Genomic DNA, 22782 nt, shown 5'->3' with positions numbered 1-22782 from the left:
TCGACTACATCGAAGTCTTTTACAATCGGACTCGGCGCCATAGTCATCTGGGCGGTGTCAGCCCCGAGGCCTTTGAACGCGCCTCAGCGTGAGGTCATGATTTGTCTAGCGAACCGGGGGAAGTCCAATCATAGGTCAGAAATGTCCACCGGAGTGGGGGAAGTCCAGGAGCCCAGTAACCGTTCATGTCCTGGTAGTAGCTGAAAACATCAGGTTCGGCTGCTTTTAGCACTTCAGGCCCAGCGGACAACAACGTAATGATCACCGAATGAAAATCATCTTTGCTCTCATCCTCTTCATAGCCTTCCAACACTATACGAACTCTCCTACCTCCCAGAGCGCTCATCGGTACTGGCTCGCTGTAAAGCCAGCCAAAACGTTCATCTTTTGTAACCTGATTCAATAAAGGAATTTGCATAGTTGAACTAAACGCTACTTGTTGACTTTCGAGAAGGAGCGAAGCCCAGGTCTGCTCATGGCCGAACCCGGCAGTTCAACTCAGCGTAGCAGTTTGCCGAGCTGGAAGAGTCACGAACAATCACGACAGGCCGAAATCGACCCGGAGCAGACATTTGCATGCTTCCGATCTCACCCGTGCTTTGGTCGCACATGGTGGATTGGGAAAGGAGATACCGGCTCTGGCGAATTTCGTTTCATAACAACCAAAAGAGAACGATACTTCGCCAGCAGGGCTCCGCGCGCGCCCCAGTCTTCGAACTCGTCATCGAGTTTTGGGTCGAGAAAGTTGGCGCCGTCGGCTTCATGGCCAATCATGATCTTCGTGTACTCCCAGTCACGTCGAAACACGACTTCGAAGGCCCCGACAAATTCTTGGAGCGCACGAGTAATCTCATCTTGGTTCATTTCTCTAATCCGATCACGTTTTCACTCTAGGGTAATCTCCCTTCTGGCCGGTTGCGGACCTGCTGTAGCGTCCGCTACCGACCCTAACCGGCCTTTAGCGTCGCTTTCCAGTCTTGAAGAACGGCAACAACATGTAGCGTGGCGTCTGCGTTTTCACGAAGTCCCATCTGTTTCGTGACGACTTCGTTGAGGTAGCCAGCTATTTGCTGCATGTTCGCATTTTCGTTGAGTAGCGCAACCACTTGGGGTACATACGAATGATATTCGTCCCTCGCCAGCGGTATGCCTGACACGCCGATTGGATCCCAGAGGTAGTGCAGGACCTCATCAATGCGCTGGTACAACTCTTTTTCGTTTTGAGTGCTCATCTTCGGTGCTTAGAGAAGATCGGCTAGCTATATCGGCCGCTCCTGGCCGATCCCAGCCGTTTAGCTCAGCATAGCAGGTTGCCGAACTGAAAAAGTCGCGGACTGTCACGACAGGCTGCTGTCGACCCGAAGCGGAAGGTTATATTAATGATCCCGTTTCATAGCTAAAGCAGTATTCCCTGCCATCAAAGTCGACCGCAGAGATGTACTCATCTTCTAGCCGGAACCCTTCCGAAAAAATATCTGCACCCGAACTCGACCAGAGGAGTTCTCCAGCCTCATCGATTCGAGCAATCTCTAACTCACCGTGAGAAAGCAGTGCGTGCCGGCCTGGGTTGTAGTAGATGCCGAAGCAGGTTGCAGAGTCGACCTTTAAGGACCAAGCAAGGCACTGCTCGAGTAGGATGAAGCAGACTATGCGATCGCCAACCGCTAGATACAGCTTCGAGTCCAGTACCAATCCAGAATGCTCGTGCACGGCGCTGCACCCGCCTCCGGCGCCAAAGACAACAATCGGCTCATCATTGAGTAAAACCCCATGAATCGAGGTTGGCCTTTCGTCGGACACGAGAGGTATCTCATATCTGTAGCATCGCGCATTGTCGACGGAACCGAAAGTGTACGTCGGCTCGTCAACAATCTTGACTTTATCGAGGTCGCAGGTAAGGACGAGGGTGCGCATAGTTAAAGAGTTCTGGGCCGAGTTCGAACGACCGCTTCTGGCCGATAACTGACGGTCTTACGGCTCAGCTTACGAGTCTATTACTTTCATTGCAAGCCGGACATCGCCCGCAGGTCATGCTTTTTGTAATGGTCTTTGTTAGTGAGCCACGGCCGCAGGCCGCACAGGACACGACGCCAACAACATTTCAATCAACGCCCGCGACGCCGCCGACAGCCCGCGGTGGGCCGGATAGATGACGGACACAGTCCGCGTGCGTCCGCCCAGGCCCGGCAGCACCTCGACGAGGCGCCCGGACGCCAGGCTGGCTTCCACGAACATGCGCGGGCACAGCGCGATGCCCATGCCCTGCTCGGCCAGCCACACGACGCCCAGCGCATCGGTCGACACGGTGACGCTGGCCGGCGGGATCCAGTCGATGTCGCGGCCGCCGTCGCGCAGCTGCCATGGAATTACCCGTCCGGTGCTGGGGCGGATGAAGGCGAGGCAGCGCTGGCGTGCCAGGTCATCGAGGCTGGACAGCGGCCCGGCGGCCTCCACGTAGTCCGGCGACGCGATCAGGCACAGCGGCGATACCTCGATAGGACGGGCCACCAGGCTGCTGTTGGGGATCGGTCCCGAGCGGATCGCCAGGTCGAAGCCCTCGGCGACCAGGTCGACGACGCGGTTGCTGATGTCCACCTCGAGTTCGACCAGCGGATAGGCGCGTGCGTAGGCGGCCAGCAAGGGCGCCAGGCGCTGCTGGCCGTAGCTGTTCGACACGCTCATGCGCACCTTGCCGCTCAGTTGCAGCGTCGTGCTGCGGATCGCCTGCTCGGCCTGCTCGATCTGGCTGAAGGCGGCGCGCACGTCGTCGGCATAGCGCCGGCCGGCATCGGTCAGGCTCAGGCTGCGCGTGGTTCGCCTGAGCAATTGCGCGCCAAGGCGGCCCTCCAGCCGCGAGACGGCGCGGCTCAGCACCGAGGCCGTCGTCGAGAGCACCACGGCGGCGGCGCTGAAGGAACCGTGCTCGACGACGCTGAGCAATACCTCGGCATCGGACAAATGGTCGAACCTGCGTGCCATCTTCACCTTTCACGAACAAATCATTTGCTGGCCTCCTAGTTTATTGCTCGTCGAAGAGGGAATACAATGCTGTCACCCATTAATAACGAGGTCAGCAATGGAATTACTGAATAAACTGCAATGGCGCTACGCCACCAAGGCCATGGATCCGACCCGTCCGGTCGCCGAAGACAAGATCGAACGCATCATCGAGGCGGCCCGCCTGGCGCCGACCTCCTCCGGCCTGCAGCCGTACGAAATCTTCGTCATCAAGAATCCGGCCCTGCGCGCGCAGATCCGTGAAGTGGCGTGGAACCAGGCGCAAGTGACGGATGCATCGCACCTGCTCGTGTTCGCCGCCTGGGACGACTACACCGCCGAGCGCATCAATTACATGTTCGACCTGACCAACGACGTGCGCGGCTTCCGCAACGAAGGCTGGGAAGCGTATCGCCAGCAACTGCTGTCGACCTATCCGGGTCGCGGCGAGCAAGTGAACTTCGAGCACGCGGCGCGCCAGGCCTACATCGGTTTCGGCGCGGCCGTCATCGCGGCCGCCTTCGAGGAAGTCGATGCGACCCCGATGGAAGGCTTCGATCCGGCCGCCGTCGACAGCATCCTGAAGCTGCGCGAGCGCAACCTGCGCAGCGTCGTCATGCTGCCGCTGGGCTACCGCAAGGCCGACGCCGACTGGCTCGTGAACCTGCCGAAGGTGCGCCGCCCGCGCGACCAGTTCGTCACCGAGATCAACTAAACGCGTAGCCTGGTAGCGCACACGGGTGGGCACTTGGTGCCCACCCTACGGGAACGGGCCCGTCATTTCCCGGGCACGGCGCTCCAGGCCATCTCCGGTCGCGCGAACGCATCCCCTACACTCGCTTGTAACGCGAGCTTCTCGAAAGCGACGAGCCACTCCGGCGCGTCCCACCCCTGCCGCCTGCGCATCACGCGCAAGGAAAGGCGGCTTGCCCCCCTCCGTCTCGTCGCACTCCTGGCCGTTCTGGCCCAGGTAGCAATACGGATCTGGACATAACAAGACCAGAAACGAAAACGGCCGCCGCGGCAATGCCGGGGCGGCCATTCAATGGGGCGAAACGTCGATCAGGCGGAGAACGAGGAACCGCAGCCGCAGGTCGAGGTGGCGTTCGGGTTCTTGATGACGAACTGGGCGCCTTCGAGGTCGTCCTTGTAGTCGATCTCGGCGCCGACCAGGTACTGGTAGCTCATCGAATCGATCAGCAGCTGGACGCCGTTCTTTTCCATCGTCGTGTCGTCGTCGTTGACGATTTCGTCGAAGGTGAAGCCGTACTGGAAGCCCGAGCAGCCGCCGCCCTGCACGAACACGCGCAGTTTCAGGTCGGGGTTGCCTTCTTCTTCGATCAGCTGAGCGACTTTGTCTGCGGCGCTGTCGGTGAAGATGATGGGAGACGGGATGGTGGTGTCTTGCGACTCTTGCACGTCGGCGACTGCATTCATGGATAAACTCCTGATTGAATTACGGATTTCGTCCATTATAGACCGTTGGCGCAAGTCATGCTGGAGCGCCTTCAGGGGCCACGCCGAGGTGGAACACGGGTTCTTCGGTCAGCAGTTCGGGCTGGTGGGTCAGCTTGCCCGTGACGAGCGCGCCGCCGTGCATTTCGAGCAGGCGGTAATGGACATCACCATGTATGCGGCCTTTCGGCTGCAATTCAAGTAGCTCGGAGCAATAAACGGTGCCCGCGATCGAGCCGTTGACGACCAGGTTGGCGCAGCGCACCTCTCCCTCGATGCGCGCATGTTCCGACACGATGAGGACGCTGTCGGCATCGCCGCCGGCCAGCACGTTGCCGTGCACTTCGCCGTCGATGCGCAGGCCTCCGGTGAAGACGAGGTCTCCTTCGATGCGCGCGGAAATACCGATCAGGCTATCGATTTCGCTTTTTGCGTTACGACCGAACATGGCAATCCCCTGGCAATGAGATCCGGAAAGAAATGGTGCAACAGACAATTTACCGTCCCCCATCCCGCTCGCCTTGATCTGCGTCTTGTCGCCAAACCTTGCCAAAAAACAACGCGGCGCTTCCCGAAGGAAGACGCCGCGTCGATGTGCCTCGCCTGGTGTGGATTACGGCAGCAACGCGATCTGCTTCAAGCCCATGCTTTCCGGCAGGCCGAACATCAGGTTCATGCACTGCACGGCCTGGCCCGAGGCGCCCTTCACCAGGTTGTCCTGCACGACCAGGATCACGACGGTGTTGCCGTTGTCCGGACGGTGCAGCGCGATGCGCAGCATGTTCGAGCCGCGCGTGGAACGGGTTTCCGGGTGCGAAGCGAACGGCATCACGTCGACGAATTCGGCGTCCTTGTACTGCTCTTCGAACAGCTGCTGCAGTGCCTCGTTGGAGATGTCCTCCTTCAGACGCGCGTACAGCGTCGCGTGCATGCCGCGGATCATCGGCACCAGGTGCGGGGTGAAGATCAGGCTGACCTGCTGCTCCGTGAAGCGCTGCAGCTGGGCCGAGGTTTCCGGGGTGTGGCGGTGGCCATGCACGCCGTAGGCCTTGAAGTTGTCGCTCGCTTCCGAGAACAGCGTGCCGATCTCGGCCTTGCGGCCGGCGCCGGACACGCCCGACTTGGCGTCGGCGATCAGGCTGCCCGCGTCGATGATGCCGGCCTTGAGCAGCGGGTAGAAGCCCAGCTGCATCGTGGTCGGGTAGCAGCCCGGGTTGGCGATCAGGCGCGCCTTCTTGATGTCGTCGCGGTTCAGCTCGGGCAGGCCATAGACGGCCTCTTCCAGCAGTTCCGGCGCCGTATGCGGAATCTTGTACCACTTCTCGAACGTTGCCTGGTCCTTCAGGCGGAAGTCGGCGGCCAGGTCGATCACCTTGACGCCGGCGGCCAGCAGTTCGGGCGCCTGGGCCATCGCGACGCCGTGCGGGGTGGCGAAGAACACCACGTCGCACTGCTTCAGGTCGGCCTTGTCCGGGCTCGAGAAGGCGATGTCGACATGGCCGCGCAGCGACGGGAACATGTCGGCGACGGGCAGGCCGTCTTCCTTGCGCGACGTAATGGCGGTCAGCTCCGTTTCCGGATGGGCTGCGAGCAGGCGCAGCAGTTCCACGCCCGTGTAACCGGTGCCGCCAACGATGCCAACTTTGATCATGTCTATTCCTTCTTGGTAATAAAGAGTCGTTCCCGTACGAGCCCGCAATTCTAGCAGGCTGCTATGGCTTGTGCTGCATCGCACCGGCCGGTGCCGCTTCGCCGGCCAGCCAGTCGACGAAGCCGGCCAGCAGGCGCCCGGGATCGGCCTGGCGCGGGTAGAGCGCGACGTAGCCCGTCCGCGGCACCCGGATGCCCGGCAGCGGCAGCATCAGGTTGCCGCATGCGACGTCGATCTCCAGCAGGGGCAAGGAGCCGATGCCGACGCCCAGTCCATCCACCACGGCCTGCCGGGTCACGAAGAAATGGTCGAAGGTCTGGCGCGGCAGGCCCGCCAGGTGCTGGAGCCCGGCCGCTTCCAGCCAGCCGTCCCAGTCGCCGGCGCGCGTCTCGCTGGCAAGCCAGGCATGCCCTTCGACGTCGGCCGGCGCGTGGATCGGCCGCCGGGCAAACAGGGCGGGACTCATGATCAGCGTGTCGACCTCGTCCAGCAGGGGCACGACGTGGTGTTGCGGCCAGAGATCCGTCCTGGCGACGCCGCGCCGGATCGCCACGTCGACGCCGCCGCGCAAGTCTTCCACCAGCGAGGACACGGTCGTGACGACGACCTCGACATCGGGATGGGCGGCGTGGTAGCGGGCCAGCCGGGGAATCAGCCAGCGCATCGCCAGGCTCGTCGGCGCGCTGACCCGGAGGATGCGGCGCACGCCGGGCCGCCCATAGGCTTCCGCAGCCAGCGCTAGCCGGTCCAGCGACAGGCCCACTTCCGCGGCAAGGATGCGCGCCATCGGCGTGGCGACCATGCGCCGCCCTTCCTTCGTGAACAGCGCCTGGCCCAGCCAGTGCTCGAGCGTGGCGATCTGCTGGCTCACGGCGCCCTGGGTGACGCCGAGCTGCAGCGCCGCGTCGGCATGGCTGCCCATCCGGACGACGGCTTCGAAGGCACGCAATGCATTCAGAGGTGGCAGGCGGCGCATGCGGTTTCCATAGAAAATCTAATCGATACAGCAAAGAATTTCTCGATTGTATAAATTTTCTCTCCTGCCTACGATGGGAGGATGACAACGTCGACCACTCCCCACGCGCCGCTCGCATCGAGCCCGGCGCCCTCGACGGCATCGCGCAGCCTGTGGGCCGCATGCCTGGCCCATGCCCTGCACGACGGCTACACGGACGGGCTGTATGCCTTCCTGCCCGTCTGGCAGGCCCAGTTCGGCCTGTCGTATGCGGCGCTGGCGCTGGTGCGCGCGCTCTACTACGGGACGATGGGCGGCCTGCAGATCCCGGCCGACCGCGTCCTGCGCGGCTGGTCGCCGCGGGCGGCGCTGATGCTCTCCACCCTGCTGGCGGCGGCGGGCCTGCTGCTGATGGCGCTGCCGCTCGGCTTCGGCGGGCTGTGCGCCGGGCTCGTCCTCGCGGGCATCGGCTCCAGCATCCAGCATCCGCGCGGCTCCATGCTGGTGACCGACGCCTTTGGCGCGGCGGCGCGCCGGCCACTGGGCATCTATAACTTTTCCGGCGACCTCGGGAAAGCGGCGCTGCCGGCACTGGTCGCCTTGCTGCTGCCGCTGATGGCATGGCGGCCCGTGCTGGGACTGATGGCCCTGCTCGGCGTCGGCGTGCTGGCCGCCCTGGCCACGATGGCGCCAGGGTCGCCCAGCGCGCGCCCTGCGCCGACGACGACCACCACGACGGCGGCCGGCCGGAGCCGGGCCGGCTTCAGGATCCTGGCGACGATCGGCGCGCTCGATACGGCGACCCGCATGGGCTACCTGCTGTTCCTGCCCTTCCTCGTCCATGGCCGCGGCGGCGGCTCGCCCACCGTGGGCCTGGCGCTGGCCCTGCTGTTCCTCGGCGGCGCCTTCGGCAAGTTCGCCTTCGGCTGGCTCGGGGAACGGCTGGGGGTCGTGCGCTGCGTCATGCTGAGCGAGGCCGTCACGGCCCTGCTGATCGCCGCCACGCTGGCGACGCCGCTGACGGCGACGCTGGTCCTGCTGCCGCTGCTGGGGATGTTCCTGAACGGCACCTCATCCGTGCTGTATGGCACGGTGCCGGAACTGTCCGATGGCGATACCGGCCGCAGCTTCGCCGTCTTCTACACGAGCGTCATCGGCGCCGGCGGCATCGCCCCGATCCTCTACGGCGCGCTTGCCGACTACACGAACCGGACCGTCGCGCTACTGGCCACGGCCGCGACGGCGGCGGCCATCCTGCCCCTGGTGCGCGCGCTCGGCCCCCATCTGAACAACGCACGCCCGTCACCTGATCACGGGCGGCAGGGGTCAGCGCGCTAATTCGGGGTCAGAGCACATTTTGTAGAAATGTTTTTCCGTTAAAGCTTGGCACTTTCCACGCCGAGCGCTGACTGCATGCCCCAGGAATATCGACAGATATTGCGCTGGAGTCCTTGCCAAGAAATGTGCTCTGACCCCGAATTTTGCTGACCCCGAATTTTTGGTCTCGAGTTTGGGCAACAAAAAAGCCGCCGGCTTTGCAGCGGGCGGCTTTTTGTTTGGAAGCAGCACCGAGGTGCTGCAATCCAATTAACGCTTCGAGAATTGCTTTGCGCGACGTGCTTTGCGCAGACCAACTTTCTTACGCTCGACTTCACGGGCGTCACGGGTGACGAAACCGGCACGTGCCAGGTCGCCCTTCAGGCCTGCGTCGTAGTCGATCAGTGCGCGGGTGATGCCGTGGCGCACTGCACCTGCCTGGCCGGACTCGCCGCCGCCGTGCACGTTGACCTTGATGTCGAAACGCTCGACGTTGCCGGTCAGTTCCAGCGGTTGACGGATGACCATCAGGCCGGTTTCGCGCGAGAAGTATTCGGCGGCCGGTTTGCCGTTCACGATGATCTGGCCGGTGCCAGCCTTGATGAACACGCGGGCCACTGCACTCTTGCGACGGCCGGTGCCGTAGTTGTAGTTACCGATCATGGCAATTCCTTACAGTTCGAGTGCTTTGGGTTGCTGGGCAGCGTGCGGGTGGGTGCCTTCCGCGTACACTTTCAGCTTCTTGATCATGGCGTAGCCCAGCGGGCCCTTCGGCAGCATGCCTTTGACAGCCTTTTCCAGGGCACGGCCCGGGAAGCGCTGTTGCATTTTCAGGAAGTTGGTTTCGTAGATACCGCCCGGGTAGCCCGAGTGACGGTAGTAGGTCTTCGCGGTGGCCTTGGTGCCGGTAACGCGCAGCTTGCCTGCATTGACGACGACGATGAAATCGCCGGTGTCGACGTGCGGAGTGAATTCGGGCTTGTGTTTGCCGCGCAGTCGGAGTGCCACTTCGCTGGCAACACGTCCGAGGACTTTGTCCGTCGCGTCAATCACGTACCAATCGCGCTGGACTTCATGGCCCTTAGCGGAAAAAGTTTTCATGTTGACTTCCTATATATAGGTGTAAATGCTCAAATGGTGGTTCCGCGGGGTCGATGCTGCCGGACTCGCGGACTCGGCCTTATTGTCTTTTCCTGAGCAAATGGAAAGCCTGCGATCATAGCCGATTTCCCACGCACCAGTCAAGCCAGCCATCGCTCGCCCTTCGCCCTTGGAGGCAGCGCAAGCGGCTTGCCGCCGGATCAAAGGATCATGCAATTTTGCAACATTCAATTGACCGCCAAAAGAATAGCAAATTACTATGATCGGCATCGAAGAGGAGAGCTCGTGAAATCAAGTCCGATCCGCGGCGCGCTGCTGGCGCTCCTGCTGCTGTGCGGCGGCCAGTCCTCGGCGGCGACGCCTGCCGCCGCGCATCCCGAACCGCATGCCTGCCACCTGCCCGGCGTCGAGGAATCCCTGCGCTGCCTGAAGCTGCCCGTGCCCCTGCAGCCGGGCCAGCCCGCCACGCTGTCCCTGCACGTGACGATCGCCCCGGCGCTGCGCGAAGGCGCGCGCCCGGACCCCGTGTTCGTGCTGGCCGGCGGTCCCGGCGAAGCGGGCAGCGACGTGCTGCCCCTGCTCGCCACCGCGTTCAAGCGCGTGCGCGCCACCCGCGACATCGTGTTCATCGACCAGCGCGGCACGGGCCTGTCGGGCCGGCTCGAATGCAAGTCGGGGCTCGACGAGGACGTCCAGCTCAGCGACGACGAGGTCGACGCGGAACTGCGGCGCTGCATCAAGGCCAGCAAGGCGCCGTTCGCGGCCTACACGACGGCCAATGCGGCGCGCGACATCGAGGCCGTGCGCCGCGCGCTCGGCTACGGCAAGATCAATCTCTGGGGCGGCTCCTACGGCACCCGTCTCGGCCAGGTGTATGCGCGCGCCTATCCGGCCAGCGTGCGCGCGCTGGTGCTGGACGGCGTGGCCGCGCCCGAGCAGGTGATTCCCGCCGGCGGGCGGGACGGCCAGGCCGCGCTCGACCGCCTGTTCGAACAATGCGCCAACGATGCCGCCTGCCGCGCCGCCTACCCGACCCTGCGCGCCGACTTCGCCGCCCTGGTCGCCAAGCTCGATGCCGCCCCGCTCAAGCTGAACCTGCCCGACCCGCGCACCGCGCGCCAGGTCGACGTCACCATGACGAGCGCGCGCCTGCTCGACACGGTGCGCAACATGCTGTACGCGCCGGCGGACGCGCGCCGCCTGCCCTTCCTCGTGCACAGCGCCTTCGCGGGCCGCTGGCAGCCGTTCGTGGCGCGCCGCAACCTGGCCGCCGACTTCGCGCCGGACGCCTCGCCGGCCACGCTGATGCACCTGGCCGTCGTCTGCGCCGAGGACGTGCCGCGCTTGAGCCCGGCGCTGGCCGCGCAGGATGCCTCGCCATTGACGAAGGAACTGACCGTGCGCATGCGCGGCCTGTGCCAGGCGATGAACGTGCCGGCCGTGCCATATGTCGCGCCGGCGCGCATCGAGGCCCCCGTCCTGCTGCTGTCCGGCGCCCTCGACCCCGTCACGCCGCCGCACCGCGCCGCCTCCGCCGCCCGCCACATGGCGCATGCCCAGCAGCTGGTCGTCGCCAACGTCGGCCACGGCGTGTCGCAGCTCGGCTGCGCGCCGCGCCTGCTGCGCACCTTCCTGGACCAGCCCGGGAAGCCGGTCGACGGCGCCTGCCTGAACGAGATCCCGGCCCCCACCTTCCAGCTCGGCAGCGCCGGGCCGCAACCCTGAAGAAGACTCATGATCGAAGCCAACGAAGTCCGCAAACAGTTCGGCGCCGTGCAGGCGCTCGGCGGCGTCAGTTTCCAGGCGCGCGACGGCCACATCACGGCCCTGCTCGGCCCCAACGGCGCCGGCAAGACCACGCTGCTGCGCACCCTGGTCGGCATGCTCAAACGCGACCACGGCAGCATTGCCGTCGACGGCGTCGACCCGGAACGGGACCCGATGCGCGTGCGCGCCAACATCGGCTTCCTGACCGACCAGTTCGGCCTGTACGAGCGCCTGTCGACGCGCGAATACCTGACGTATTTCGGGGAACTGAACGGCATGGCCGGCAGCGCGCTGCGCGAGCGCATCGACGAGGTGTCCCAGATGCTGTCGATGGACGACATCCTGGAACGCCGCAGCAAGGGCTTCTCGCAGGGCCAGCGCATCAAGGTCGCGCTGGCGCGCGCGCTGCTGCACCGGCCGCGCCACCTGCTGCTGGACGAGCCGACCCGCGGCCTGGACGTGATGAGCACGCGCGCCGTGCGCCATGCGCTGGCGGCCCTGCGCGACCAGGGCTGCTGCGTCGTCATGGCGACCCACGTGATGCAGGAAGTGACCCACCTGTGCGACGACGTGATCGTGATCGCCAAGGGCCATACGGTGGCCCAGGGCACGCCGCAGGAACTGTGCCGCCGCACCGGCATCGCCAACCTGGAAGACGCCTTCGTCGCCCTGGTCGGCACGGACGAGGGGATCGCCGCATGAAGCCGCGCGCGAAGCCTCGTTTCCTCATCGTCTTCCTGAAGGAGTTCCGCGAGACCCTGCGCGACAAGCGCTCGCTGGGCGTGCTGGCGCTGTTCACGCTGATGTACCCGATCATGCTGGGCTATATCCTGAACCAGCAGATCGACCGCGCCACCCGTCCCGAGCGCGAAGGCATCAAGCTGGCCGTCATCGGCGGCGCCCAGGCGCCCACGCTGATGTCCCAGCTCAAGCAGAAGAACATCGAGGTCGAGGAGACGGCCGCGCTGGACGAGCCGGCGATCGGCGAGCTGCTGCGCTCGCGCAAGGTGGCCGCCGTGCTGCGCCTGCCGGAGAAATTCGCCGCCGACTACCAGGCCATGCGGCCCGCGCGCATCGAGCTGTGGTACGACACGGCCGCCGACCAGGACGGCCGGCGCGACATCGAGGACGTGCTGCGCGCCTACGAATCGAACATCGCCAGCGCGCGCCTGCTGGCGCACGGCGTGTCGCCGGCCACCATGTCGCCCGTCGACCTGCAGCGCTACGACACCGGCAGCAATGCCGCGCGCTCGGCCGGCGTGATCGGCGGCATCCTCGGCTTCCTGTTCTTCCCCGCCTTCGTGTGCGGCCTGTCGGCGGCCGTCGACAGCACTGCCGGCGAGCGCGAGCGCCGCTCGCTCGAAGTGCTGATGGCGCAGCCGGCCGCGGCCTGGGAACTCGTCACGGGCAAATGGCTGGCGGCGGCCCTCATCGCCATCGTCGGCATCACGCTCGAACTGATGCTGGCGCATGCGATCCTGTCCTGGCTACCGCTGGAGGAAATCGGCATGTCCTGGCGCGTCACCTGGGGCGCCCTGCTGCTCGTGTGCCTGGCCTCCGTGCCGCTGTCGCTGTTCGCGGCCGGCCTGCAGATCGCGGTGGCGATGAACGCGAAGTCGTTCAAGGAAGCGCAGAGCGTGCTGACCTTCGTGATGCTGATACCGATGATCCCGGGCCTCGCCGTGTCTATGCTGGACCTCAAGACGGCCACCTGGATGTACGTGGTGCCGATGCTGTCGAACCAGACGCTGCTGCGCGAGACGGCCAAGGTCGGCGAACTGGGCATGCTGCCCTTCGTGCTGACCTTCGCCTGCTCCAGCGTGGCGGCGCTGGCGGCCGTCGCGTTTGCCAGCTGGCGCATGAAGAGCGAGCGCTACGTGCTGGCGGTGTGAAGGCGCGGCCAGCGCAAGCGTGGGCGCTGGCTTAGAATGCATGTCTTCACACACAATCCACGATGGAGCAAGCGATGGAAGTCAAAGTCAGCTGGAACGGGCCGAGCGGGATGAGCTTCCGGGCCGAGACCGGTTCCGGCCACATGGTCAGCATGGACGGAGCGCCCGAGGGCGGCGGCCACAACCTGGCACCGCGTCCGATGGAGATGCTGCTGGTGGGCACCGGCGGCTGCACCGCCTACGACGTGGTACTGATCCTGAAACGCGGCCGCGAGGACGTGCGCGGCTGCGACGTGACGCTCAAGGCCGAACGGGCCGACAGCGATCCGAAGGTGTTTACCAAGATCCACTTCCACTTCACGGTCACGGGCCGCAACCTGAAGGAAGCGTCCGTCGAACGCGCCGTCAACCTGTCGCACGACAAGTACTGCTCGGCGTCGATCATGCTGGCCAAGACGGCCGAGATCACGCATTCGTTCGAGATCGTCGAAGGGTAAAACGACGTCGCCCCTGCGCAGGCAGGGGCCCAATTTTGCATGCGTTACGACAGCGCATCGGAATTAGGCCCCTGCCTGCGCAGGGGCGACGGTTTTTCGTGCAGCGCTTAGATGTGATAGGCCGTGGTCGTCATGACCTTGCCCATCGCCCGCATCAGCATCTTGACCGGCAGCGGCAGCTCGGCCGCGCCCAGGGCCTGGGCCCGGCTGGCGTGCTCGACCTCGTCGTCGCGCATCTGCGTGACGATGGCGCGCGACTTGGCGTCCTGCGGCGGCAGCTGGTCCAGGTGGCTGTCCAGGTGGGTCTCGACCTGGCGCTCGGTCTCGACCACGAAGCCCAGGCTGACGGCGTCGCCCATGCGCGCCGCCACGGTGCCGATCGCGAAGGCGCCGGCATACCACAGCGGGTTCAGCAGGCTGGTGCGGGAACCGAGTTCCGACAGGCGCTCGGCGGTCCAGGCCAGGTGGTCTTCTTCCTCGCGGCCGGCCTGCGCGAACTGGGCGCGCAGCGCGGGCGTGGAGGCCTGCAGGCCCTGCGAATCGTAGAGCGCCTGGGCGCATACCTCGCCGACGTGGTTCACGCGCATCAGGCCCGCGCTGTGGCGCTGTTCCTGTGCATTCATCTCGGCGTCCGGGGCCGCCACGCCCGGGTTCGGACGGCCGGCCTTGGCCACGCCGCCCACCACGCGCAGCGCCTTGTCCAGGCCGACGATCAGGTGGTCGAGGGGATTGATGTGTCGTGTTGCATCTGCCATGACTTGCCTTGGGGTGTTATTCCACAAGCCGCCATTATATGCGCCATTCGTGCGCTCATTCGCTCGCGTCCCGCGTGCCCTGCTTCTGCCGCTGCAGCCAGTCGTGCACGGGCCCTTCGACCTCGAGTTTCGAGATGTTCTTGGCCACCCCGAGGTTCAGTTCGAGCAGGAAGGGAATCGAATCGCGCGGCACCGCCGGGCAGCACGAGGTGAACGCGTCCACGAAACGTTCCGACTGCACGATCGGCAGGACGCCCTTGCCGCTCATGAACTGCAGGATGCTGGTGATCGTGTGGCCACCGCCGATGGTGTGGTAGATGAAGCGGTTGTAGTCGCGGTCGACCTGCTTGAAGTCGATGGTGTCCTTGGTCATCAGGCCCGCCAGGTAGTGCAGGCCGACGGCCACGCGGAACCAGTCGGTCGACTCGGCCCGCGTGCGTCCCTGGCGCGTGACCGCCAGGATCTTGTCCTTGATGAGGGTGTCCATGCCTGCATTATGCATGTTTACCGGGCCCGTGACTGCTTCGTTAATGTTGCCAAAGTGGACAGATTTTTTTCTGTCGCGTATTCTGTCGGCGCCATTCCCCGCGCCCTGTCCCGCTTTTTTGCACTCTGGGCCGGTGAAATGCCCGTGTATCGCATGGCTGCTGCCTCGACCGTTCGTTTTTAATACAATGCAATAGTCATGAAATACGCGCATTGTCACCGGCAGTCCGGTCATGCGCGCGCCTTACCGGACCAGGAGTCTCCATGGAATTACAAATCCGCAATTTGTCCAAGACCTATGCCAACGGCACGGTCGCCCTGGACAAGGTCACGCTGAGCATCCCGCCCGGGATGTTCGGCCTGCTGGGCCCGAACGGCGCCGGCAAGTCGACCCTGATGCGGATCCTGGCCACGCTGCAGGAATGCGACAGCGGTTCCGTGTTCCTCGACGATATCGACGTGCTCGACGAGAAGGATGCCGTGCGCCGCCTGCTGGGCTACCTGCCCCAGGATTTCGGCGTCTACCCGAAGGTCACGGCCTACGAGCTGCTCGACCATTTCGCCCAGCTGAAGGGCTTGTCGAACCGCACGCGCCGGCGCGAGATCGTCGACGCGCTGCTGCAGCAGACCAATCTGTTCGAGGTGCGCAACCAGCGCCTGGGCACGTATTCCGGCGGCATGCGCCAGCGCTTCGGCATCGCCCAGGCCCTGCTGGGCGACCCGCAGCTGATCATCGTCGATGAGCCCACGGCCGGCCTCGACCCGCAGGAGCGGGTGCGCTTCCACAACCTGCTGTCCGACATCGCCGAGGACAAAACGGTGATCCTGTCGACCCATATCGTGTCCGACGTGGCCGACCTGTGCGCCAACATGGCCATCATCAACAAGGGTCACGTGCTGCTGTGCGGCGAGCCGGTGCGCCTGACCGAGGGCATCGAAGGCAAGATCTGGGCACGCTTCGTCAGCAAGGGCGAACTGGCCGCGTTCCAGAAGCGCCATACGGTGATCTCGACGCGCCTCTTGAGCGGCCGCCCGCTGATCCACGTGTTCGCCGACCGCTACCCGGGCGACGATTTCGAACCGGTCCACCCGACCCTCGAGGACGTGTACTTCGCCACCATCGCCGGCCGCCACAACGACCTGGCCGGGAACTGCTGAGGCCATGCGCGCCCTGTTCGCCATTGCCGGCTTCGAAGCCCGGCAGCGCCTGAAACTGCCGTCGACCTGGATTTATTTCCTCGCCTTCCTGGCGCTGGCGCTGCTGTGGATGGCCGCCGCCGGCGGCGCCTTCCGCGAACTGAACGTGTATTTCGGCGGCCGCGTATTCATCAATGCGCCGCGCCAGCTCGCGATCAGCATGGCCTTGCTCGGCTCGCTCGGCGTGATCGTGGCGGCGGCCATGATGGGCCGCGCCGTGCAGCAGGACTTCGAGCACGACATGCACCACTTCTTCTTCAGCGCGCCGATCCCGAAGTACGCCTATGTGTTCGGCCGCTTCCTGGGCGCGCTGTCGACGCTGGCCGTGGTGTTCTCCGCGATCCCCCTCGGCCTGCTGCTGGGCGGCCTCATACCGGGCGTCGACCCGCAGCGCATCGGCCCGTATTCCGTGGCTGGCTACCTGCGCCCCTACTTCCTCACGCTGCTGCCCAACCTCGTCATCTTCGGCGCCATCTTCTTCGTGCTGGCCGCCCTCACGCGGCGCATGCTGCCCGTCTACGTGACGGGCGTGGTCATGCTGGTCGGCTACCTGGTGGCGCCGTCGCTGGCGCGCGACCTCGACTACAAGACGCTGGCCGCCCTGATCGACCCGTTCGGCACCTCGGCCGTGGCGCGCCTGACGGAGTACTGGCCCGTCGCCGAGCGCAACACGGCGCAGGTGCCGCTCGAGGGCGTCTACCTCGTCAACCGCCTGATCTGGTCGCTGTTCTCGCTCGTGGCCCTGCTGCTCGGCTACTGGCGCTTCACCGTCGTCGCCACGCCGCCGGGCAAGCGCGCGCAGGCCCGCCCCGACGGCGACCCGGGCGCGCGCGTCAATCCCGGGAGCGCCGACCTGCACGAGGCGCCCGACTTTGCCGGCCGCAGCCTGGCGCTGCTGCTGGTCCGCGCCGCCTGGCTGAACCTGCGCGAATCGGTCAAGAACGTGTACTTCGCCGCCATCGTGCTGGCCGGCGTGATGCTGCTGGCGGTCGGATCGCTGAACCTGGGCTCGATCTACGGCACGCCCACCTATCCCGTCACCTACATGGTGCTGGAACTGATCCGCGACCTGTTCGCGCCCTTCGTGCTGATCGTGACGACCTTCTATGCGGGCGAGATGGTCTGGCGCGAGCGCGAGGCGCGCATGGGCCAGATGATCGACGCCCTGCCGGTGCCGAGCTGGCTGCCGCTGGCATCGAAGACGCTGGCCCTGGTCGGCCTGCAGGTGCTGCTGCTGCTGACCGCGATGGTGACGGGCATGGCGATCCAGCTGGTGCGCGGCTACGTCACGCTGGAACCTGGCCTGTACCTGTTCACGCTGTTCGGCGTGCTGCTGCCGCGCTACGTGCTGCTGGCCGTGCTGGCGATCGCCGCCCAGGCCATCCTCAACCACAAGTTCCTCGCCTACTTCGCCCTCGTCGTGTTCTACGTGGCCGGCATCCTGCTGGGCAGCTTCGGCCTGAATCACCCGCTGCTGTGGTACGCGGCGCTGCCGGACGTGACGTATTCGGCGATGAACGGCTTCGGCCACTACCTGGCGCTGCAGCGCGCGCTGCTGGCGTACTGGGGCGGCGCGGCGCTGCTGCTGCTGACGCTGGCCCTCGTGCTGTGGCCGCGCGGCGTCAGCGACAGCCTGCGCGAACGCCTGCGCCAGGGCCGCCGACGCTTGAGCCCCGGCGTGCTGGCCGCGTTCGGCGCGGGCATCGTGCTGATGGCCGGCAGCGGCACCCTGCTGTGGTACAACCTCTCCTACCTCGGCGCCTACCAGAGCGACTGGCACAAGGACGCATTGCGTGCCGAGTACGAGCTGCGCTACCGCCGCTTCGCCGCGCTGCCGCAGCCGCGCATCGTCGACGTCAACCTGCAGGCCGACATCATGCCGGAGGACCGCACGCTGACCGTGCGCGGCGCCTACCAGCTCGAGAACCGCACGGCGGCACCGATCCGCGACATCGTCCTGTACCAGCAGCCCGGCCCGACGCTGCGGGCCCGCTTCTCGCAGGCGGCGCGCCAGGTGACGGCCGATCCGCAGCGCGGCTTCTACCGCTACACCCTCGTCACGCCGCTGGCGCCGGGCGCCAAGCTGGCCCTCGAATACGAGCTGGTCGACGCGCCGGGCGGCATCCTGGGCCTGGGCCGCGACACGGCCGTCGTCGGCAACGGCACCTTCTTCAGCAACGCGATCCTCCCGCGCATCGGCTACCAGCCGCATGCCGAGCTGTCCGACGAGCGCGACCGCAAGCGCCACGGCCTGGCGCCGAAGCAGGCGATGGCGGCGCGCGACGACGCGAAGGCGCAGGCCAACAACTACCTCGGCAACGACGCCGACCGGATCCGCTTCGACGCCGTCGTCGGCACCAGCGCGGACCAGACCGTGGTCGCGCCGGGCGTGCTGGAACAGGAATGGATGAACGGCGGCCGGCGCTACTTCCGCTACCGCGCCGACCGGCCGATCCTGAACTTCTACACGATCCAGTCGGCCCGCTACGAGGTGCGCCACGACCGCTGGCAGGACGTCCTGATCGACGTCTACTACCATCCGGGCCACGAATTCAACGTCGACCGCATGATCCGCGGCGCCAAGGCCGCGCTGGCCTACGGCACGCGCCACTTCAGCCCCTACCAGCACCGCGAGCTGCGCATCGCCGAGTTCCCGCGCTATGCCGCCTATGCGCAGGCGGCGCCGGCCACCATCGCGTTCTCGGAAAGCGCCGGCTTCATCGCCAAGGTCGATCCGGAATCGCGCAAGGACATCGACTACCCGTACTACGTGAGCGCGCACGAGGTCGGCCACCAGTGGTGGGGCCACCAGATCGTGGGCGCGGACGCCCGCGGCGCCACCGTCCTGTCGGAAAGCCTGGCCGAGTACACGGCGCTGATGACGATGAAGGCGACCTTCGGCGCCGACCGCATGCGGCGCTTCCTGCGCTACGACCTGGACCGCTACCTGATGGGCCGCGCCACCGAGCGCCGCAAGGAATTGCCGCTGGCGCAGAACGAGGACCAGCAGTACATCCACTACAACAAGGGCAGCCTGGCGATGTACCTGCTGCAGGACCTGCTGGGCGAGGACGCCGTCGACGGCGTGCTGCACGACCTGCTGGCCACCTACGCCTTCGAGGGTCCGCCGTATCCGACGTCCACCGCACTGGTAGAGCGCCTGCGCGCCATCACGCCGCCGGACAAGGCCTACCTGATCGACGACCTGTTCGAGTCGATCGTCCTGTACGAGAACCGCGCCGACAGCGCCCAGGCACGGCGCCGCCCGGACGGCAAGTACGAGGTGACGATCCGCGCCAGCGCAGGCAAGGTGCGCGCCGGCGAACTGGGCGAGGAACAGCCGCTGCCGCTGCGCGACTGGATCGAGTTCGGCGTCGACGGCGCCGATGGCGTGCCGCTGGCGCGTGAACGCCGCCTCGTCACCGGCCCCGCGCAGACCGTCACGCTGGTCGTGGACGGCCGGCCGGAGCGGGCCGGCATCGACCCGGACAACAAGCTGATCGACCGCAAGCCGGCGGACAACCTCCTGCCTGTCGACATCTTGTGAATCTCGCGTTATGATCTGGTAACAATTCTATGTCAGGAGTCGACATGACCACGGTTGCAGAACTGGCCACACAAATCCAGCAATTGTCCGCCGCCGACCGCCATGAACTGCTGCGCCTCCTGCTGGTGGACAGCGACGAGGCCGAACAGGATGCCGACGAAGCGTGGCGCAACGAGATCGTGCGGCGCGTGAAGGCCATCCACAACGGGGAAGCGGCCATCATGATGTTGCAGGACGATTGAGCGAACGGGCTTGCCGCGGATGCGGCGGGCATAAAAAAACCGCGATGCCGGATGGCTCGCGGTTTTTTTACGTCCGTCGTCCCCGCGAAGGCGGGGACCCAATGTTGCGAGCATTGCGGCAGCGCTTGCAACATTGGGTCCTTGCCTGCGCAGGGACGACGGTTATTTTGCGCCGTTTTATTCGGCAGCGACTTTCTTCGCCGGCGCCTTCTTCGCCGCCGGCTTCTTCGCCGCAACAGTCTTCGTGGCGGTCTTGGTCGCCGTCTTCGCCGCCGCCTTCTTGGCCGCCGGCTTCACCGCCACGGCGGTATCGCCTTCTCCGCCCTCATCGGCGGCGCCGGCCTTGGGCTTGGCGCCCGGCTTGGCCTTGCGCTCCTCGAACTCGAAGCTGATCTTGCCATCCTTGCCGCGCACCAGATAGGCCTTGAAGGCGCGGCGGGTGCGCTGCGACACGAAGCCCGGCAGCAGGTCGGTCTTGCCTTCATTGAGCAGCTTGGCCATCTGGTCGGGCAGGATTTCCTGCTGCAGGATGATGCGGCTGCTGCGGAAGTCGCAACCCTTCGGCTTGGCCACCGTCTTTTCGCAGACATAGGCCAGGCCCATCTCGTAGACGTTGCCGTTGCACTTCGGGCAGGGGCCGAGCGCGGTCTGGCCCGTGAAGTCGACGCCCTCGCCGTCTTCTCCCTCGTCCTGGTCCTGGCCGAAGTCGAATTCCAGCTTGTAGTTGTGGATGTCCTCGTCGCGCACGATGCGCAGGATCGCCGCGAACGGACGGCCCATCTTCGAACGGAAGCCCTGCAGGGGGCCGATGGTGCGGTCCTTCAGCAGCTGCTCGACTTCCTCGATCTCGAACTGGCGTCCGCCCGGCACCTTGGTCATCGAGAAATCGCATTTGGTGCAGGCGAAGCGGCGGTAGTTTTCCTTGACCACGCCGGCGCAGTTCGGGCACGGCGTCGTCAGGGTCGCGTAGTCGCCCGGGATGGTGTCGTTGTTGTATTCCTTGGCGCGCTTGACGATAATTTCCGTCATCTCGGCGATCTCGCGCATGAATTCGTCGCGCGTGATCTGGCCCTTTTCCATCTGCGACAGCTTGTGTTCCCACTCGCCCGTCAGCTCCGGCGCCGTCAGTTCGTTCACGCCCAGGCCGCGCAGCAGCGTCATCAGCTGGAACGCCTTGGCCGTCGGGATCATCTCCCGCCCTTCGCGCAGCAGGTATTTTTCCGTCAGCAGGCCCTCGATGATGGCCGCGCGCGTCGCCGGCGTGCCCAGGCCCTTGCCGGCCATGGCATCGCGCAGCTCGTCGGAATCGACCAGCTTGCCCGCGCCTTCCATCGCCGACAGCAGCGTCGCTTCGTTGTAGCGTGCGGGCGGCTTGGTGACGAGGCCATTGGCATTGACCTTCTCGGCCAGCACCTTCTCGCCCTTGGCCACCGGCACCAGGCTGGCGCCGTCCTTGTCGTCGGCGCTCGTGTCCTTGCCGTACACGGCCATCCAGCCCGGGTTGGTCATCACCTTGCCCTCGGTCTTGAACTGGTGGCCCAGGACTTCGGTGAAGCGGGTGGTGACGAGGAACTCGGCGGCCGGGAAGAACACGGCCATGAAGCGGCGCGTGACGAGGTCGTACAACTTCTGTTCCGGCTCGGACAAATTCTTCGGCACGACGCCGGTCGGGATGATCGCGAAGTGGTCCGAGATCTTGCTGTTGTCGAAGATACGCTTGTTCGGCTTGACCCAGCCCTTGTCGAGGATCTGCTTGGCGAACTGGTGGTAGTTCGCGTTTTCCTTCAGCACTTCCAGCGTCGACTTGACGGTGCCCAGGTAGTCTTCCGGCAGCGCGCGCGAATCGGTACGGGGATAGGTCAGCACCTTGTGCTTTTCGTACAGCGCCTGGGCCAGGCCCAGCGTGTTCTTGGCCGAGAAGCCGAAGCGGCCGTTGGCCTCGCGCTGCAGCGAGGTCAGGTCGAACAGGGCCGGCGCCATCGAGGTGGTCGGCTTCGATTCCTCGGTGACGTTGCCCTGCTTGCCCAGGCAGGCGGCGACGATGGCCTCGGCATCGGCCTTGTTCCAGATGCGCTCGGCGCGCTTTTCCGGATCGTTCTCGTCCTTCCTGAACTTGGTGTCGAGCCAGCGGCCTTCGTAGGTGCCGGCCGCGCAGCGGAACTCGGCGCGCACTTCCCAGTAGTCGCGCGGGACGAACTTGCGGATCTTTTCCTCGCGCTCGACGACGATCGACAGCGTCGGCGTCTGCACGCGGCCCACGGTCGTCAGGAAGAAGCCGCCCTCCTTCGAGTTGAAGGCGGTCATCGCGCGGGTACCGTTGATGCCGATCAGCCAGTCGGCTTCCGAGCGGCAACGTGCGGCATCGGCCAGCGGCATCATCTCCTGGTCGCTGCGCAGGTGGGCGAAGCCGTCGCGGATGGCAGCCGGCGTCATCGACTGCAGCCACAGGCGCTTGACGGTCTGCTTGGCCTTGGCGTTCTGCGCGATGAGGCGGAAGATCAGTTCCCCTTCGCGTCCCGCGTCGCATGCGTTGATCAGGGTCGTGACGTCCTTGCGCTTGATCAGCTTGTTGAGCACCTTGAGGCGCGATTCGGTCTTGGCGATCGGGTTCAGCGCGAAATACGGCGGGATCATCGGCAGGTGGGTGAAGCTCCACTTGCCGCGCTTGACGTCGTATTCCTCGGGCACCGTGATCTCGAGCAGGTGGCCGACGGCGGACGACAGGACGTAGTCGTCGGATTCGAAATACTCATCGTGCTTGGTAAAGCCGCCGAGCGCCTTGGCGATATCGTTCGCCACGGAAGGCTTTTCGGCAATGATGAGGGCTTTGGTCATATGGGTTCTCGTACTCGTTCGATGAAGCGGGCTCGCGCATCATACATGACACGGGCCGGCCGGGACCTCGTCCCTTTGATAACTTATT

The 22782-nt window shown here is 65.2% G+C and carries 24 protein-coding genes; 10 read left to right on the top strand and 14 right to left on the bottom strand.

The genetic code is table 11. The annotated features are described in order from the left end of the window. The coding region (locus ACI1V7_RS26235) for an IS3 family transposase (RefSeq protein WP_404535207.1) at positions 1 to 92 on the top strand (92 nt) is incomplete at its 5' end. A gap of 2 nt (positions 93 to 94) precedes the next feature. Here the strand turns inward: ACI1V7_RS26235 and ACI1V7_RS26230 are convergent. The 5 genes from ACI1V7_RS26230 to ACI1V7_RS26210 all read right to left on the bottom strand — a co-directional run bounded on the left by ACI1V7_RS26230 (position 95) and on the right by ACI1V7_RS26210 (position 2979). Continuing rightward, entirely contained in the window at positions 95 to 418 is a 324-nt protein-coding gene (locus ACI1V7_RS26230; protein WP_404535202.1) for a DUF6985 domain-containing protein, read from the bottom strand. A gap of 170 nt (positions 419 to 588) precedes the next feature. Further along, entirely contained in the window at positions 589 to 864 is a 276-nt protein-coding gene (locus tag ACI1V7_RS26225; protein ID WP_404535199.1) for a hypothetical protein, read from the bottom strand. A gap of 83 nt (positions 865 to 947) precedes the next feature. Continuing rightward, on the bottom strand, positions 948 to 1232 hold the full coding sequence (locus tag ACI1V7_RS26220; protein WP_404535196.1) for a hypothetical protein: 285 nt from the start codon (positions 1230 to 1232) through the stop codon (positions 948 to 950). A gap of 139 nt (positions 1233 to 1371) precedes the next feature. Continuing rightward, positions 1372 to 1914, bottom strand: a complete 543-nt coding sequence (locus tag ACI1V7_RS26215) for a hypothetical protein (RefSeq protein WP_404535193.1) — start codon at positions 1912 to 1914, stop codon at positions 1372 to 1374. Between the two features lie 138 nt (positions 1915 to 2052). Further along, positions 2053 to 2979 (bottom strand): LysR family transcriptional regulator, encoded by a 927-nt coding sequence (locus tag ACI1V7_RS26210; RefSeq protein ID WP_404535191.1) that lies wholly within the window; start codon positions 2977 to 2979, stop codon positions 2053 to 2055. A gap of 97 nt (positions 2980 to 3076) precedes the next feature. On the opposite strand from ACI1V7_RS26210, the gene ACI1V7_RS26205 reads away from it, so the two are divergent. After that, positions 3077 to 3712: an NAD(P)H-dependent oxidoreductase gene (locus tag ACI1V7_RS26205; protein ID WP_404535188.1), complete on the top strand. Its 636-nt coding sequence runs from the start codon at positions 3077 to 3079 to the stop codon at positions 3710 to 3712. A 347-nt stretch (positions 3713 to 4059) separates the two neighbouring features. Here ACI1V7_RS26205 and erpA read toward each other — a convergent pair whose 3' ends face one another. From erpA to ACI1V7_RS26185, 4 genes are all read right to left on the bottom strand, one after another. Beyond that, positions 4060 to 4434 (bottom strand): iron-sulfur cluster insertion protein ErpA, encoded by a 375-nt coding sequence (gene erpA / locus ACI1V7_RS26200; protein ID WP_290415033.1) that lies wholly within the window; start codon positions 4432 to 4434, stop codon positions 4060 to 4062. A 55-nt stretch (positions 4435 to 4489) separates the two neighbouring features. After that, on the bottom strand, positions 4490 to 4900 hold the full coding sequence (locus tag ACI1V7_RS26195) for a bactofilin family protein (protein WP_404535205.1): 411 nt from the start codon (positions 4898 to 4900) through the stop codon (positions 4490 to 4492). A 165-nt stretch (positions 4901 to 5065) separates the two neighbouring features. Continuing rightward, positions 5066 to 6103: an N-acetyl-gamma-glutamyl-phosphate reductase gene (gene argC, locus ACI1V7_RS26190; protein WP_404535185.1), complete on the bottom strand. Its 1038-nt coding sequence runs from the start codon at positions 6101 to 6103 to the stop codon at positions 5066 to 5068. A 61-nt stretch (positions 6104 to 6164) separates the two neighbouring features. Further along, a complete protein-coding gene (locus ACI1V7_RS26185) occupies positions 6165 to 7079 on the bottom strand; it encodes a LysR substrate-binding domain-containing protein (protein WP_404535182.1) in 915 nt (304 codons plus the stop codon). A gap of 81 nt (positions 7080 to 7160) precedes the next feature. Between ACI1V7_RS26185 and ACI1V7_RS26180 the strand changes: the two genes are divergently transcribed. Beyond that, positions 7161 to 8396 (top strand): MFS transporter, encoded by a 1236-nt coding sequence (locus tag ACI1V7_RS26180; protein WP_404535180.1) that lies wholly within the window; start codon positions 7161 to 7163, stop codon positions 8394 to 8396. Between the two features lie 249 nt (positions 8397 to 8645). Here the strand turns inward: ACI1V7_RS26180 and rpsI are convergent, their stop codons facing one another. Together rpsI and rplM are read right to left on the bottom strand one after the other, a co-directional pair. After that, positions 8646 to 9038, bottom strand: a complete 393-nt coding sequence (gene rpsI, locus ACI1V7_RS26175; protein WP_028102305.1) for a 30S ribosomal protein S9 — start codon at positions 9036 to 9038, stop codon at positions 8646 to 8648. Positions 9039 to 9047: 9 nt separating this feature from the next. After that, on the bottom strand, positions 9048 to 9476 hold the full coding sequence (gene rplM, locus ACI1V7_RS26170) for a 50S ribosomal protein L13 (protein ID WP_290415030.1): 429 nt from the start codon (positions 9474 to 9476) through the stop codon (positions 9048 to 9050). A gap of 285 nt (positions 9477 to 9761) precedes the next feature. Between rplM and ACI1V7_RS26165 the strand changes: the two genes are divergently transcribed. The 4 genes from ACI1V7_RS26165 (at position 9762) to ACI1V7_RS26150 (ending at position 13632) form a co-directional block, all read left to right on the top strand. After that, positions 9762 to 11201: an alpha/beta fold hydrolase gene (locus ACI1V7_RS26165; RefSeq protein ID WP_404535176.1), complete on the top strand. Its 1440-nt coding sequence runs from the start codon at positions 9762 to 9764 to the stop codon at positions 11199 to 11201. Between the two features lie 9 nt (positions 11202 to 11210). Beyond that, positions 11211 to 11945, top strand: a complete 735-nt coding sequence (locus ACI1V7_RS26160) for an ABC transporter ATP-binding protein (RefSeq protein ID WP_404535174.1) — start codon at positions 11211 to 11213, stop codon at positions 11943 to 11945. Then, positions 11942 to 13135: an ABC transporter permease gene (locus ACI1V7_RS26155; protein WP_404535172.1), complete on the top strand. Its 1194-nt coding sequence runs from the start codon at positions 11942 to 11944 to the stop codon at positions 13133 to 13135. Before ACI1V7_RS26160 ends, ACI1V7_RS26155 begins: the two co-directional genes overlap by 4 nt. Before the next feature lie 74 nt (positions 13136 to 13209). Next, complete coding sequence (locus ACI1V7_RS26150) at positions 13210 to 13632, top strand: OsmC family protein (protein ID WP_404535170.1); 423 nt, start codon at positions 13210 to 13212, stop codon at positions 13630 to 13632. Positions 13633 to 13739: 107 nt separating this feature from the next. Here ACI1V7_RS26150 and coq7 read toward each other — a convergent pair whose 3' ends face one another. Continuing rightward, complete coding sequence (gene coq7, locus ACI1V7_RS26145; RefSeq protein ID WP_404535167.1) at positions 13740 to 14387, bottom strand: 2-polyprenyl-3-methyl-6-methoxy-1,4-benzoquinone monooxygenase; 648 nt, start codon at positions 14385 to 14387, stop codon at positions 13740 to 13742. Between the two features lie 55 nt (positions 14388 to 14442). Beyond that, complete coding sequence (locus ACI1V7_RS26140; RefSeq protein WP_404535165.1) at positions 14443 to 14874, bottom strand: hypothetical protein; 432 nt, start codon at positions 14872 to 14874, stop codon at positions 14443 to 14445. 263 nt (positions 14875 to 15137) lie between these two features. Between ACI1V7_RS26140 and ACI1V7_RS26135 the strand changes: the two genes are divergently transcribed. The 3 genes from ACI1V7_RS26135 to ACI1V7_RS26125 are packed head-to-tail and all read left to right on the top strand — an operon-like array spanning position 15138 to position 19859. Then, entirely contained in the window at positions 15138 to 16031 is an 894-nt protein-coding gene (locus ACI1V7_RS26135) for an ABC transporter ATP-binding protein (protein ID WP_404535162.1), read from the top strand. A 4-nt stretch (positions 16032 to 16035) separates the two neighbouring features. Further along, positions 16036 to 19617, top strand: a complete 3582-nt coding sequence (locus ACI1V7_RS26130; RefSeq protein WP_404535160.1) for a M1 family aminopeptidase — start codon at positions 16036 to 16038, stop codon at positions 19615 to 19617. A 44-nt stretch (positions 19618 to 19661) separates the two neighbouring features. Further along, positions 19662 to 19859 (top strand): addiction module protein, encoded by a 198-nt coding sequence (locus ACI1V7_RS26125; protein ID WP_404535157.1) that lies wholly within the window; start codon positions 19662 to 19664, stop codon positions 19857 to 19859. 177 nt (positions 19860 to 20036) lie between these two features. On the opposite strand, the gene ACI1V7_RS26120 is transcribed toward ACI1V7_RS26125, so the two are convergent. Continuing rightward, entirely contained in the window at positions 20037 to 22694 is a 2658-nt protein-coding gene (locus ACI1V7_RS26120) for a DNA topoisomerase III (RefSeq protein ID WP_404535155.1), read from the bottom strand. Positions 22695 to 22782 lie beyond the last annotated feature (88 nt).

Origin of the sequence: Massilia paldalensis (assembly GCF_044901715.1) — a bacterium.
Taxonomy (GTDB): domain Bacteria; phylum Pseudomonadota; class Gammaproteobacteria; order Burkholderiales; family Burkholderiaceae_D; genus Telluria; species Telluria paldalensis.
This window is presented reverse-complemented; position numbering and strand designations above follow the sequence as displayed.